Below are 12,862 nucleotides of genomic sequence, written 5' to 3' on the forward strand. Positions count from 1 at the left end.
CCTAATTTTTCGAGTTGATTGCCCAATGCGCAACAATGAGATTTGTAGATAGGGCTAAATTGAAAGCTTCCTATCCATATAGAAGACCCTCGTTCCATTTTATCCCTCATTTGATTTTGAGTATCTCGAAAATAGTTGTTCGTATTTTCCTTGCATCTGATTAGATAATGAGCTGACGTTATTTAAATTATTTATGTTTTATATAACATTTTGCGTTTTCGAACTATCATTAAATGGGAGGAATTTTACATCCATTCAATTATATAATTAATATTAATTTAATTATAATAATCAAAGTGTCAACATCTTATAAGTAAGGCATAATCCCTGCATAATTCACAACAAAATACCATCTAAGCCAAAAGGGCTCTTAATAGACCTATCAGTCTTCCATAGCTTCCCTTGTTTTCCAGGGCATTTGTATCCAAGATTGCCACTTTATGTGCCATGAGAATTCATACCTCCAAACGTATTCTTGCTGCTCGAAGAAATCGACCTCTCCGCCAAATCCTTATTTTCTGTAAGGGCGCGAAAAATCTCTTCGTATATGGATACGCTCTTTTCCACGTTCATGTTCTGCTCCAGGTACCTCCTGCCGTTGTTTCCCATTGCTTCACGAGCAGAAGCGTTATCCTTAAGGCGAAGAATAGCCGATCGCATTCCTTCAATATCTCCTGGATTTACTACCACTGCACATTGTACGCGCTTCAGGATAATTGCAGTCTCGCTATTTTCCGGAACTAGTGCAATTATCGGCTTCCCAAATGCCATGAGGTTAATGGTCTTCCCTGGCAAACAAGGAGCTTGCATTCTACTATCAAGGGATAATAGCGAAATATCTGACGATTTTATGATATCGTAATATTTATCTCGCGATTGAAGTGGGAGCAATCTAACATTATTAATTTGTTCTTTAGAGATCTTATGCTCTAATATCTCTTTGCTGTTTCCGTCGCCTACTATACAGAAAACGATATCGTTGTATTCCTTTAGTTCTTTGGCGACTTCGAGAATTTGGTCTACATTTTGGAAATATGAAAGAATCCCAGCGTAAGAAATGAGAAATTTATCTTCGATCCCTTCTTCCTTTTTGAAATCATTTGTTGTTTGATGAGAATTGATGTCATTTAGATTTACAGCGTTATATATATGGCAGACTTTTTTTGGATCTGCCCCCCTCTGTGTAACAAATTCTATACCTCCTTCAGTAAGCACGGTAATGTAATCCGAATTCTTGTATGATTGTCTTTCTATATGTTCCATAATTCTTCGCACCAGAGGGTTTCTGATAATCCCAACATCTATAAGTTCTTGGGGATGAAAATCTTGATAATTCAAGATGGATGGTGTCCCATCATATTTCTTTATTTTTTTTGCAAAATAATAAAGAGGTAATGGAGGTATATATATCAGGCTCAAATCAAATTTTCTCCCTATTTCAAGATATTTTTTAAAATACAACCTAGGAATTATGAAATGTTCGAGTCCTCGAATGACAATATTATCCCTGATAACCGGATACTTACATCGATGGATATTGATTCCATCAATTACTTCGTCTAGAGGTATATTTGGATCGATACTATTTTCGGAAAGGTAATGCCCTCTGGGATAGGTCGTTATAACATCAACCTCATGACCTCTGTTAACAAAACATTTTGAAAGGTCATAGTATATGTGCGCCGCACTGCCAATTTCCGGAATGAAATTGGGCACAACAACGAGAATTTTTAGCGGTTTGAATTCAGATTTAGGTTTCTGATCAGCTAGGTTTTCCAACTTCTGTTTACCATCCTCAAGCATACTATAACTTCCATGAGTGCGTTGAACCCAATACTTGCAGCCCTCATCTACAACGGGTGACGAGTATCATCGGGAGCAATTTTTTAATGTAATTAATGCAGAATATATGATGAAGCGCTGACGGTCTCTTAGTTCCTCCGCCACCATGCGTCATTGCAGACCACCTCCAGCACCTTTCTTCATTTCTCCACAGTTCTTTCGAATCGATGCTCCACCAAGAGCCGCATCCTGGGCTAGGCTCTCCAGGTCCGGATGATCTAAGGCACAGATGATGTTAGCGGCGTCGCATTAGAATTCAGCTGCTTTCCGTATATCATCCAAATTATTCGTGAACCACTGATGAACGTTTTTCAGCCCATCCTCAAATTTCATCTCTGGCTGGTATCCCAGTATCCTCTTTGCCTTCTCCACCGACGATAGCAGCCTGCACTTCACATCCCAATTCCTTCTCTCAGCAAATACAATCCCCGCCTCATTCCCTGTAAGCTTGTTCACCATATTGGCCATATCAATTACCCTGTGCTCCCTGGCCGAGCCGAGATTGAAGGCCTCGCCGATTGCCTCCTCCACAACCCCCATCGCCAGCAGTCCGCGGATTATGTCATCGACATAAGTCCAGTCCCGCGTCTCGGTCCCGTCGCCGGTAATCGGAAGCGGCTTGCCGTTCATGGCCCAGTAGAAGAAGTTTGGTATGACATTCCTGTACCTCCCAGGAACCTCCCCCGGCCCGAAGACGTTGAAGAACCTGGCATTGACCGTCGGCATGCCGTACAGGTTATGGAAGTAATTGGTGTAAAGCTCTCCGATCAGCTTTGTGACCTGATAGGGCGTGTGCAGGCTGATGGAGGTATCATGCTCCTCAAAGGGCATCACGGAATCAAGGCCATAGACCCCGCAGCCTGAAGAGGAGTAGACGAAGCGCTTGATATCCACAAGCTGAGCATACTCCAGCACCTTCAAAATTCCCATGCCATTAACCATGAGATCGATCTCAGGATTATCTACTGAGTTCTGATTGGCAAAGTGAGCCGCCAGATGGAAGACGTACTCTGGCTTCTCCTTGAAAACGCGCTTCAGCATCTCATCGTCCAGGATGCTCCCCTTCACGAACATGATGTTCTTGGCCTTGGGAATATTCCACTCGTAAGAGGAGGAGAGGTCGTCCAAGATTATTACCTTCTCAGCGTTCAGCTCAGAGAGCTTCCGGCAAAGGTTTCCGCCTATTGCTCCCGCCCCGCCGGTGACAAGAATTGTCTTTCCATCATAATCTGAGTAAATGTCTTTCATTTATCGATCCCACTTACAATCTGTTGCAGTTATGTCAGCCATTCTGTACGTTTTTTTTTGGTTTGAGTCTGCATTGCGCTAATTTTGTTCAGCCAACTTGCGCAGAATAATAAACCATAAAGCTCACGAAGAGCACAAAGTCTGCACCAAAGCCCTGCTCCTCTGTGGTTAACGTTGGCAAAGGGCTCTAAATCCTGTAGTACCACTTCATCCATTCCACAGTTCGCTTGATCCCTTCTTCCGGCGGGTATTTCGGATCATGCTTCAGATCCCACACGGACTTGGAGAAGTCCATAGTCTTGATCTTGGTGGTGAAGGGCTCGGCCTCTTTGTAGGTGACAAGGGTTTCATCCCTTCCCACCGCCCTCAGAATCAGGTCTGAGTACTCCTTGATGTCCCGCTCCCACTCCTGGCGCCCGCCCACGTTGTAGGCCTCCCCAGGAATGAAGTTGTCCACGATATTGGCAAAGGTCCGGGCAGTATCCTCCACATAATCAATTATCCTCTTGTGGCCCTTGAAAACGGTGTAAGGCTTGTTGAAGAGAGCGTGATAGATGAATTTGGGAATGAACCCCCGGTATGGATTGTAGTGCTCATGCGGGCCGTAGCAGTTCACCGGCCGGACCCGGACGGTCTGGGTGCCGAACATCTTGGCCGAGTTCATGCACATCAGCTCCCCCGCCCACTTGGTGATGGCGTAATCGTTCATCTGGTAGGTGTCTTTTATGGGATTGTTGATCATCACATCCTCAGACATGATGCCCTCGTAATCTCCGTAGACCTCAGCACTGGAGAAGAAGATCATCCGGAATTTCAATTTCTCCTGCAGGCGGAGAATGTGCTTTGTGCCCATCACATTGGTCTGCCACAGATTCTCATAGTAATCCTCACCATTCCAGCGCCCGTACTCGGCAGCCAGGTGATAGACGTAATCGAACTTATGCTGGTCGAAAACCTTCTCCAACTGCCGGTAGTTCCTGACATCACCCCGGATGTAGTCTTCCCGGTCGGTATTGTAAAGGTCCAGGGCCGTTACCTCATGACCCCGGCTCTTAAGCTCATTTACCAGATTAGTGCCGATAAATCCTGCACCGCCAGTTACTAGTATCTTCCGAGTATTCATATAAAAGCTCCACGAATTATAATCATGAGATGTTTATCAAGCTTGTCCGAAGTTCTGTTGGCTATCACGAACTCAATTGACCTTTGCAGGCCTTTGCGATCTCTTGCCTTTGTGATTGAATTCCGTTGGCTGAATGAAAAAAAACGTTAACTTTCGATAATCTGTATAACTTTATTGCCAGTGTTCCTATCTCCAAATAGACTCTTCCATCCTTCATCCGCTCCGAGCATCTGCCTGGCGCCGCCTATAATCTGCGCTAACCGGCCCCCGCCAGCACATTTGCCCCCCTACCTCGATCTTTTCTGGCCTCTCTGTGTTATCCCGCAAGGTCACGCCGGGCATGCCAGGGATGCAGGCCTCCTCCTGCACTCCACCCGAACCGGCCAGGGCCAGGCCCTGATACCAGCCTCCCACCCCCGGAGCCCGAGCGGCACCGGTGGGCCGGACGCCCTCATCGCTACGGGATGAAAAGAAAGGAGCACAGAACTCTCTGTCTCCTTGTGCCTCTGTATTTCGCTGGACTGAAGCACAGAGAAGATAATTTATGTCTGATCTTACAGATAAAAATTCAGCGAAGAGCCTAGATTATACCTTTCGCTTTAAGGGCAGACTTAACCTCGGCCATGTCGCTCTTCAACTCGACAATGCCCGTTTCAAGTGCCCGATCCATCTTCCGGTTCACATTTTTGACTTCGATAATAAGATCATCCTGCTTGCTGAGCATCTGGTCCATCTTGCCGCTCAGGTTCTCATTCATGCTTATGACTTCATCAAGAAGCTCATCCTGCTTGCTAAGCATCTGATCCTGCTTGATGAGCATCTGATCCTGCTTGCTTAGCATCTGATCCTGCTTGCTGAGCATCTGATCCATCTTGCCGCCCAGGTTCTCATTCATCTGGTCCATCTTTCCGCCCAGGTTCTCGTTCATCTTATTGACGGCAGAGATAAGCTCTTTTAGGTAGCCTGCCGCTGTGTCCAACCTTGTGTCGGTCTCCCCTTTTGCCACCAGCTTGCCGAACGAATTGAACTCGCCGCTTGCAGGAGAGTAGCTCTTTTCTATGGATGAGACATAGATCAGGGCATTCTTTATATCTATTGCATCCTCGAACCACTTGAGCTTTTCATCTTCGCCCTCAGCTATGATCTTCACACTGCCGTCCTTCAGATTCTCTATCATGCCCTTCAGGCCAAGAGCATTGGCTATATCGACTACCCTGGCTCGATATCCGACCTCCTGGACCTTCCCGGAGACGTATGCTGTGAACCTCATCGTCATCTACAATCTCACGCTCTTTGTATTTGGCTTTATCTATGAAGGCGCAGATGTTCGATTATGCTCTCACCTGCCCGGCCATCCCCAAACGGGCTCCTCCACCCGCCCCCCTGCTGCATCATCAGCTTTGCCTTCTTCATCATCTGATGACCATCCGCCCCCGCCAGCACATTGGCCCCCACCTCGATCGTCTCCGGCCTCTCTGTGTTATCCCGCAGGGTCACGCAGGGCACGCCCAGGATGCATGCCTCCTCCTGCACCCCACCCGAATCGGTCAGGGCCAGCCGGGCGCTGGCCTCCAGTTGCAGGAATTCCAGGAACCCCAGCGGCTCAATGGCTCTGATGCCACCGAACTCGAAACCCGAAGCTCTCCGCCATCTTCCTTGTCCTGGGGTGTACCGGGAAGATCACCGGCAGGCCGAACTCGGATTCGAGCATCTCCAGACCCCGGATGATCTCGCCCAGTCGCTCCCTGCTGTCCACGTTCTCCTGCCTGTGAGAGGTGGCCAGGAAATATCTCTTGGGCTCAAGATCCAGGTCGGCCAGGACGTTGACCTTCCTCATGGCGATCTCCAGATTCTGATAGACGGAATCCACAATGGTGTTGCCGGTGATGTGGATCTTCTCACCGGCAATGCCCTCTTTAAGCAGGTTGGCCTTGGAGTTCTCAGTGGGAGCAAAACAATAATCAGATATATGGTCCGCCACCACCCGGTTGATCTCCTCGGGCATACTGCGGTCGTAGCTGCGCAGGCCCGCTTCCACATGCCCCACCTTGATGTGCAGCTTGGAGGCAACAAGGGCCCCGGCCATCACAGTATTGGTGTCCCCCTGCACCAGGACCACATCGGGCCGCTCTGCCAATAGCACCTTCTCCAGGCCCGCCATTATCCGCCCGGTCTGCTCACCGTGATTGCCGGAGCCTACATCTAAATTATGATCCGGCTGAGGCAGCTCCAGCTGCTCGAAGAATATCCGGTCCATGTGGTAGGAGTAGTGCTGGCCAGTGTGGATGATGCTGAAGTCCAGGCATCGGCGCTGGCACTCGCGGATCACCGGAGCCATCTTGATGATCTCCGGCCGGGTCCCGAGGATAATTGCAATGATCACGGGTAGATCGCCGCCTTTTGGATGCTTGATAATCGGGAGAAGATTTGGTGCGGTCTTGGTGCCCTTTGTGAGCTTTGCGGTCTGTATTCGTCGCAGATCTGACCTCGCTTTGATCGGGCTGCCATAGAAGGGCTTCAACCACAAAAAGCGCAAAGGTCTCAGCAAAGGTACGAGTCTTCTTTTTCACTGCCGATGGGAGGGCACGCCCAAGATGCAGGCCTCCTCCTGCACCCCTCCTGAACCGGCCAGGGCCAGGCCCTGATGCTGGACTCCCATCCCCGGAGCCCGAGCGGCCCCGGTGGGCCGGACGCCCTAATCGCTACGGGATGAAAAGAAAGAAGCGCAGAACTCTCTGTACCCTTGTGCCTCTCTGTTTTCGCCGGGCTGAAGCACAGAGAAGATAATTTATGTCTGATCTTACAGATGAAAATTCAGCGAAGAGCCTAGATTATACCTTTCGCTTTAAGGGCAGACTTAACCTCGGCCATGTCGCTCTTCAACTCGACGATGCCCGTTTCAAGTGCCCGATCCATCTTCCGGCTAACATATTTGACTTCGATAATAAGATTATCTTGTTTTCTGAGCATCTGATCCTGCTTGCTGAGCATCTGGTCTTGTTTGCTTAGCATTTGATCCTGCTTGCCAAGCATTTGGTCCATCTTGCCGCTCAGGTTATCGTTCATGCTTCTGACTTCATCAAGAAGCTCATCCTGCTTGCTGAGCATCTGATCTTGCTTGCTGAGCATCTGATCTTGCTTGCTGAGCATCTGGTCCATCTTGCCGCCCAAGTTCTCGTTCATCTTATTGACGGCAGAGATAAGCTCTTTTAGGTAGCCTGCCGCTGTATCCAACCTTGTGTCGGTCTCCCCTTTTGCCACCAGCTTGCCGAACGAATTGAACTCGCCGCTTGCAGGAGAGTAGCTCTTTTCTATGGATGAGACATAGATCAGGGCATTCTTTATGTCTATTGCATCCTCGAACCACTTGAGCTTCTTTTCATCTTCGCCCTCGGCTATGATCTTCACCCTGCCGTCCTTCAGATTCTCTATCATGCCCTTCAGGCCAAGAGCATTTGCTATATCGACTACCCTGGCTCGATATCCGACCTCCTGGACCTTCCCGGAGACGTATGCTGTAAACCTCATCGTCATCTATAATCTCACGCTCTTTGTATTTGGCTTTATCTATGAAGGCGCCGATGTTCGAGTATGCTCTCTTCTGCCCGGCCATCCCAAACGGGCTCCTCCCCTTGAACCGGTCAGGGCCAGGGCCTGATGCCGGCCTCCAACCCCTGGAGCTCGAGCGGCCCCGGTGGCCCGGACATCCTCATCGCTCTGGGGTGAAAAGAAAGAATCACAGAGCTCTCTGTCTCCTTGTACCTCTGTATTTCGCTGGACTGAAGCACAGAGAAGATAATTTATGTCTGATCTTACAGATAAAAATTCAGCGAAGCGCAAGATCACACTGCCGATGGAGATCTCCTCGTTGAAGGCTGGCAGAATTGCACGGTGCTATCCGTTGAGATTTCCTTAAACGCTTTGAGATCATCTCGGTCCATTGTGATAACCGGAAGCTGTTTGAAGATCCGGTCAGGAAAGGAATAACCGGCATGCTTAGCCCTCATGAGCTCTGCGTAAACTGAGTTGGTTATACAGAAGTTCGCATCCGGGAAGGCTTTAATCAAGATATCAATGCGATCGACCTTGGCAAGCATGCTTGCTACATCGCAATCGATGATAATCATCGTCGTCATATGAGGCCCAATCTGGCCAGTCGGAACAGGCTCTCCTCATCCGTCCCACCTACCTCGACTTTAATGGACCTGGAGGCCAGCACGTCCTTAAACTCTTCCATGCAAAGCCCCGCTATTTCAGCAGCCTTCCACAGGCTGACCTTCTCATTCTTGTAAAGATCAATAGCTATCTCGATTCGGAGGCCCGGCTTCATATATAATAGAGCTCTTAATGCATCCTTCAATAGCTCCTCTCGGGACTTATAAATCTCAGTTCGCATCAGAGCATCAATTTCGTCATTCGCAGATGCCATTGTCAGGTACAACTCCATGTATGAATGACCATAAGATCGATCCCATCTATCATGAGCGCTCACGAATACTTAATTGGCTCTTGATCATTTATAAAGGTTCATGAAAGAATTATCATACATGGTCAATTTCTGAGATGCTCAACGATAATCTTTCCCGCTCTGCCGCCTCCAAACGGATTCTTCCACCAATTCCCCTGCTGCATCATCCGCTTTGCATTCTCAACCATCCGCAGAGCATCGGCCCCAGCAAGAACGTTGGACTTTACCCCCAAGATCTCCGGCCTCTCTGTGTTATCCCGCAGGGTCACCCAGGGCACGCCCAGGATACAGGCCTCCCTGCACTCCGCCCGAACCGACCAGAGCCAGGGCCTGATGCCAGCCACCCACCCACCCCTGGAGCCCGAGCGGCCCCGGTGGGCCGGACGCCCTCATCGCTCCGGGATGAAAAGAAAGGAGCACAGAGCTCTCTGTATCCTTGTGCCTCTCTGTTTTCACCGGACTGAAGCACAGAGAAGATAATTTATGTCTGATCTTACAGATGAAAATTCAGCGAAGAGCCTAGATTATACCTTTCGCTTTAAGGGCAGATTTAACCTCGGCCATGTCTCTCTTCAACTCGACAATGCCCATTTCAAGTGCCCGATCCATCTTCCGGTTCACATATTTGACTTCGATAATAAGATTATCTTGTTTTCTGAGCATCTGATCCTGCTTGCTGAGCATCTGGTCTTGTTTGCTTAGCATTTGATCCTGCTTGCCAAGCATTTGGTCCATCTTGCCGCTCAGGTTATCGTTCATGCTTCTGACTTCATCAAGAAGCTCATCCTGCTTGCTGAGCATCTGGTCAATCTTGCCGCCCAGGTTATCGTTCATCTTATTGACTGCAGAGATAAGCTCTTTTAGGTAGCCTGCCGCTGTGTCCAACCTTGTGTCGGTCTCCCCTTGCCACCAGCTTGCCGAACGAATTGAACTCGCCGCTTGCAGGAGAGTAGCTCTTTTCTATGGATGAGACATAGATCAAGGCATTCTTTATGTCTATTGCATCCTCGAACCACCTGAGCTTCTTTTCATCTTCGCCCTCGGCTATGATCTTCACCCTGCCGTCCTTCAGATTCTCTATCATGCCCGTCAGGCCAAGAGCATTGGCTATATCGACTATCCTGGCTCGATATCCGACCTCCTGGACCTTCCCGGAGACGTATGCTGTAAACCTCATCGTCATCTACAATCTCACGCTCTTTGTATTTGGCTTTATCTATGAAGGCGCAGATGTTCGATTATGCTCTCTGTTGCCCGTCATCCCAAAACGGGCTCCTCCCCCTGCACCCCTCCTGAACCGGCCAGAGCCAGGGCCTGATGCCAGCCTCCCACCCCTGGAGCCCGAGCGGCCCCAGTGGGCCGGACGCCTTCATCGCTCCGGGGTGAAAAGAAAGAATCACAGAGCTCTCTGTCTCCTTGTGCCTCTCCGCCTTCGCCGGACTGAAGCACAGAGAAGATAATTATGCCCGATCTCACAGATAAAAATTCAGCGAAGAGCCTAGATTATACCTTTCGCTTTAAGGGCAGACTTAACCTCGGCCATGTCGCTCTTCAACTGGACAATGCCCGTTTCAAGTACCCGATCCATCTTCCGGTTCGCATCTTTGACTTCGATAATAAGACCATCCTGTTTGTCTAGCATTTGATCCTGTTTGTCTAGCATTTGATCCTGTTTGTCTAGCATTTGATCCTGTTTGTCTAGCATTTGATCCTGCTTGCCAAGCATTTGGTCCATCTTGCCGCTCAGGTTATCGTTCATGCTTCTGACTTCATCAAGAAGCTCATCCTGCTTGCCAAGCATCTGATCCTGCTTGCTGAGCATCTGATCTTGCTTGTTGAGCATCTGATCTTGCTTGCTGAGCATCTGATCCATCTTGCCGCCCAGGTTCTCGTTCATCTTATTGACGGCAGAGATAAGCTCTTTTAGGTAGCCTGCCGCTGTATCCAACCTTGTGTGGTCTCCTTTTTGCCACCAGCTTGCCGAACGAATTGAACTCGCCGCTTGCAGGAGAGTAGCTCTTTTCTATGGATGAGACATAGATCAGGGCATTCTTTATGTCTATTGCATCCTCGAACCACCTGAGCTTCTTTTCATCTTCGCCCTCGGCTATGATCTTCACCCTGCCGTCCTTCAGATTCTCTATCATGCCCTTCAGGCCAAGAGCATTGGCTATATCGACTACCCTGGCTCGATATCCGACCTCCTGACCTTCCGGAGACGTATGCTGTGAACCTCATCGTCATCTACAATCTCACGCTCTTTGTGTTTGGCTTTATCTGCGAAGGCGCAGATGTTCGATTATGCTCTCTGTTGCCCGTCATCCCAAACGGGCCTCCCCCCCCCCTCTGCATCATCAGCATTGCCTTCTTCATCATCTGATGACCACCCGCCCCCGCCAGCACATTGGCCCCCACCTCGATCGTCTCCGGCCTCTCTGTGTTATCCCGCAAGGTCACGCAGGGCATGCCAAGGATGCAGGCCTCCCTCTGCACCCACTCCTGAATCGGTCAGAACCAGCCGGGACGTTAAGCCTCTACTTCCACCATCCTTTCACTGCCTTTGGTCAGGGCTCTATCGCCAAGCACATCCAGACAGCCCAGTATAGCATCCTCGGTCATTTACTGGCCCTCTTCAACGTTTCTTCCTTATGAGACGCAGCCTGGAAGAGATGAGCATTCTACAACCAACTGGCCATCTTCCCCATTGCTGATAACGACCTTAAACCGCAAAAACTCCACTGAAATAGGATTCTAAAGGCTAAACAACCTTCTCACAAAAGGGCAAAACCATGCCAAATTGATCCATAGGACGAGAGCAGAGAAGGCCAGCAGGGATCACGCTGCAGTTCGGGCATAGGTGTTGGCACTCGCAGATCACCGTGACCTTCTTGATGACCTCCGGCCATGTCCCGAGGATTGCAACGATTATGTCGCTTTATCGCCTCTCATCTACCCGACCTAAACCCAGCCCGCACTTACACCGACTCCACCCTCGCCTTTCTCGGCCTCTCGATCTCGAGCTTCCTTATCGACTGGTCGATCAGCCTGGATATGGCATGCAATATAATCCCAGTAAATGCCATGAACGACCCTACCAGCGTCAGCAGTATCATCAGCAGTGTGAGCCCATAGCTAAGCTGCCCACCATGATAAAATACTCGCAACAGCTCAAGCCCGATCCCGATTCCCACCGCCGCCAGAGCAGTTCCCGGCAAGGTGAAATAATACAGCGGACGGCGCAGCTCCATATCCTGCAGCAGTATCAATAGTATCTTGACCCCGTGGCTCACCGGGTGCTCTGTTGAGGCCCTCTGCACATCATATCTACAGTGGATATCCACCTCTTCGACCTTCAGACGGTTGTCCTTGGCCTGCAACAGAATCTCCGAGCCTGCAGACATCCCCTGGTTATCGATCCAGATGCAGTCGATCGCCCGCCTTCCGTAGGCCCTAAAGCCACTCTGACTATCGGTCACCTTGATCCCGCCAACCAGATATGTGGCGATATCAAGCACCTTCATACCTACCTTGCGATAGGCGGGGATATCGCTGCCGTTTCCGTTGCAAAACCGCGAGCCAATCACTAGATCTGCGCCCCTGCCCAGGCGGGCTAGCAGCTTTGGTATCTCTTCAGGATCATGCTGGCCGTCCGAGTCGATGACAACCATCCTCTCTGCGCCCAAATCCCTGGCAGTCTCAAAACAGGTCTGTAAAGCTGCGCCATATCCCCTGTTCTTCATATGGCGGACGACGTGGGCGCCCGAAGACGCGGCAATCTCAGCCGTCCGGTCGGAGCTGCCGTCGTCGACCACTACGACGCAGTCGACGTGCTTCTTGCAGCCACAAACCATCCTGGCAATGGATTGCTCCTCATTGTAGGCCGGCATGGCCGCGATGGTTAAACCCAAAAAATCCACTCCTATTTCCGGTAAACATTTGCAGTAACATCCCAGAAATGCAGAACAAAACCAGAGGATGAAAAGCCAAATCAACGACATTTGCCCCCCCACCTCGATCGTCTCCGGCCTCTTGATATCATCCCGCAAAGCCATGCAGGGCACCCTCAGGAACCATGCCTCCTCCCGGCCCCTTGCCGGAGCCGGCCAGGCCTGCCTGCCACCCAGCTCCAACTGCAAAAGCTCTTAGGAACCCCACAGAATCAGTGTCCCGGATGCCATGAG

Annotated in this window: 16 protein-coding genes and 2 pseudogenes; 1 reads left to right on the top strand and 17 read right to left on the bottom strand. The window is 49.9% G+C overall.

Going from position 1 to position 12,862, the window contains the following annotated elements; all coding sequences use genetic code 11:
- Window positions 1-438: 438 nt before the first annotated feature.
- The 17 genes and pseudogenes from IPI63_RS03140 to IPI63_RS03225 all read right to left on the bottom strand — a co-directional run bounded on the left by IPI63_RS03140 (window position 439) and on the right by IPI63_RS03225 (window position 12,589).
- Window positions 439-1,803 carry a glycosyltransferase family 4 protein gene (locus tag IPI63_RS03140; protein WP_292476577.1) on the bottom strand — a complete coding sequence of 455 codons (1,365 nt, stop codon included), beginning with the start codon at window positions 1,801-1,803 and terminating at the stop codon, window positions 439-441.
- Window positions 1,804-2,091: 288 nt separating this feature from the next.
- The gene (locus tag IPI63_RS03145) at window positions 2,092-3,090 is read right to left on the bottom strand and encodes an NAD-dependent epimerase/dehydratase family protein (protein WP_292476579.1); all 999 of its coding nucleotides are present in this window, start codon (window positions 3,088-3,090) and stop codon (window positions 2,092-2,094) included.
- Between the two features lie 187 nt (window positions 3,091-3,277).
- Window positions 3,278-4,213 (bottom strand): NAD(P)-dependent oxidoreductase, encoded by a 936-nt coding sequence (locus IPI63_RS03150; RefSeq protein WP_292476581.1) that lies wholly within the window; start codon window positions 4,211-4,213, stop codon window positions 3,278-3,280.
- Window positions 4,214-4,426: 213 nt separating this feature from the next.
- Window positions 4,427-4,627, bottom strand: a complete 201-nt coding sequence (locus tag IPI63_RS03155) for a UDP-N-acetylglucosamine 2-epimerase (RefSeq protein ID WP_292476582.1) — start codon at window positions 4,625-4,627, stop codon at window positions 4,427-4,429.
- Window positions 4,628-4,793: 166 nt separating this feature from the next.
- A complete protein-coding gene (locus IPI63_RS03160) occupies window positions 4,794-5,483 on the bottom strand; it encodes an acylphosphatase (RefSeq protein WP_292476583.1) in 690 nt (229 codons plus the stop codon).
- A gap of 35 nt (window positions 5,484-5,518) precedes the next feature.
- Window positions 5,519-6,593: pseudogene (gene wecB, locus IPI63_RS03170) on the bottom strand (non-hydrolyzing UDP-N-acetylglucosamine 2-epimerase).
- Window positions 6,594-7,039: 446 nt separating this feature from the next.
- Window positions 7,040-7,741: an acylphosphatase gene (locus IPI63_RS03175; RefSeq protein WP_292476587.1), complete on the bottom strand. Its 702-nt coding sequence runs from the start codon at window positions 7,739-7,741 to the stop codon at window positions 7,040-7,042.
- A gap of 314 nt (window positions 7,742-8,055) precedes the next feature.
- Window positions 8,056-8,349 (bottom strand): hypothetical protein, encoded by a 294-nt coding sequence (locus IPI63_RS03180; protein ID WP_292476588.1) that lies wholly within the window; start codon window positions 8,347-8,349, stop codon window positions 8,056-8,058.
- Window positions 8,346-8,660 carry a UPF0175 family protein gene (locus IPI63_RS03185; protein WP_292476589.1) on the bottom strand — a complete coding sequence of 105 codons (315 nt, stop codon included), beginning with the start codon at window positions 8,658-8,660 and terminating at the stop codon, window positions 8,346-8,348. The genes IPI63_RS03180 and IPI63_RS03185 overlap by 4 nt, the downstream gene beginning before the upstream one ends.
- A gap of 104 nt (window positions 8,661-8,764) precedes the next feature.
- Complete coding sequence (locus IPI63_RS03190) at window positions 8,765-9,025, bottom strand: UDP-N-acetylglucosamine 2-epimerase (RefSeq protein ID WP_292476591.1); 261 nt, start codon at window positions 9,023-9,025, stop codon at window positions 8,765-8,767.
- A gap of 175 nt (window positions 9,026-9,200) precedes the next feature.
- Window positions 9,201-9,515: a hypothetical protein gene (locus IPI63_RS03195; protein WP_292476593.1), complete on the bottom strand. Its 315-nt coding sequence runs from the start codon at window positions 9,513-9,515 to the stop codon at window positions 9,201-9,203.
- Window position 9,516: 1 nt separating this feature from the next.
- Window positions 9,517-9,858, bottom strand: a complete 342-nt coding sequence (locus IPI63_RS03200) for an acylphosphatase (RefSeq protein ID WP_292476594.1) — start codon at window positions 9,856-9,858, stop codon at window positions 9,517-9,519.
- A gap of 80 nt (window positions 9,859-9,938) precedes the next feature.
- Window positions 9,939-10,157 carry a hypothetical protein gene (locus IPI63_RS03205; protein WP_292476596.1) on the bottom strand — a complete coding sequence of 73 codons (219 nt, stop codon included), beginning with the start codon at window positions 10,155-10,157 and terminating at the stop codon, window positions 9,939-9,941.
- A 22-nt stretch (window positions 10,158-10,179) separates the two neighbouring features.
- Window positions 10,180-10,578 (bottom strand): hypothetical protein, encoded by a 399-nt coding sequence (locus IPI63_RS03210; protein WP_292476597.1) that lies wholly within the window; start codon window positions 10,576-10,578, stop codon window positions 10,180-10,182.
- 1 nt (window position 10,579) lies between these two features.
- Entirely contained in the window at window positions 10,580-10,828 is a 249-nt protein-coding gene (locus IPI63_RS03215; protein ID WP_292476598.1) for an acylphosphatase, read from the bottom strand.
- A 97-nt stretch (window positions 10,829-10,925) separates the two neighbouring features.
- Window positions 10,926-11,205 (bottom strand): annotated as a pseudogene (locus tag IPI63_RS13085) (UDP-N-acetylglucosamine 2-epimerase); the annotation flags it as partial.
- 451 nt (window positions 11,206-11,656) lie between these two features.
- Window positions 11,657-12,589 (bottom strand): glycosyltransferase family 2 protein, encoded by a 933-nt coding sequence (locus tag IPI63_RS03225; protein ID WP_292476602.1) that lies wholly within the window; start codon window positions 12,587-12,589, stop codon window positions 11,657-11,659.
- A 67-nt stretch (window positions 12,590-12,656) separates the two neighbouring features.
- Between IPI63_RS03225 and IPI63_RS03230 the strand changes: the two genes are divergently transcribed.
- Window positions 12,657-12,827, top strand: coding sequence for a hypothetical protein (locus IPI63_RS03230; RefSeq protein WP_292476604.1), 171 nt, complete (start codon window positions 12,657-12,659; stop codon window positions 12,825-12,827).
- The last annotated feature ends 35 nt before the right edge of the window (window positions 12,828-12,862 follow it).

Origin of the sequence: Methanothrix sp. (genome assembly GCF_016706325.1) — an archaeon.
GTDB lineage: Archaea > Halobacteriota > Methanosarcinia > Methanotrichales > Methanotrichaceae > Methanothrix.

What these genes read in the sequence shown, in the direction of transcription:
- IPI63_RS03160 (WP_292476583.1), bottom strand. Translation starts at nt 5,483, where the DNA reads ATGAGGTTCACAGCATACGTCTCCGGGAAGGTCCAGGAGGTCGGATAT.
- IPI63_RS03180 (WP_292476588.1), bottom strand. Translation starts at nt 8,349, where the DNA reads ATGACGACGATGATTATCATCGATTGCGATGTAGCAAGCATGCTTGCC.
- IPI63_RS03185 (WP_292476589.1), bottom strand. Translation starts at nt 8,660, where the DNA reads ATGGAGTTGTACCTGACAATGGCATCTGCGAATGACGAAATTGATGCT.
- IPI63_RS03210 (WP_292476597.1), bottom strand. Translation starts at nt 10,578, where the DNA reads ATGAACGAGAACCTGGGCGGCAAGATGGATCAGATGCTCAGCAAGCAA.
- IPI63_RS03150 (WP_292476581.1), bottom strand. Translation starts at nt 4,213, where the DNA reads ATGAATACTCGGAAGATACTAGTAACTGGCGGTGCAGGATTTATCGGC.
- IPI63_RS03140 (WP_292476577.1), bottom strand. Translation starts at nt 1,803, where the DNA reads ATGCTTGAGGATGGTAAACAGAAGTTGGAAAACCTAGCTGATCAGAAA.
- IPI63_RS03175 (WP_292476587.1), bottom strand. Translation starts at nt 7,741, where the DNA reads ATGAGGTTTACAGCATACGTCTCCGGGAAGGTCCAGGAGGTCGGATAT.
- IPI63_RS03230 (WP_292476604.1), top strand. Translation starts at nt 12,657, where the DNA reads ATGAAAAGCCAAATCAACGACATTTGCCCCCCCACCTCGATCGTCTCC.
- IPI63_RS03195 (WP_292476593.1), bottom strand. Translation starts at nt 9,515, where the DNA reads ATGAACGATAACCTGGGCGGCAAGATTGACCAGATGCTCAGCAAGCAG.
- IPI63_RS03200 (WP_292476594.1), bottom strand. Translation starts at nt 9,858, where the DNA reads ATGAGGTTTACAGCATACGTCTCCGGGAAGGTCCAGGAGGTCGGATAT.
- IPI63_RS03215 (WP_292476598.1), bottom strand. Translation starts at nt 10,828, where the DNA reads ATGATAGAGAATCTGAAGGACGGCAGGGTGAAGATCATAGCCGAGGGC.
- IPI63_RS03145 (WP_292476579.1), bottom strand. Translation starts at nt 3,090, where the DNA reads ATGAAAGACATTTACTCAGATTATGATGGAAAGACAATTCTTGTCACC.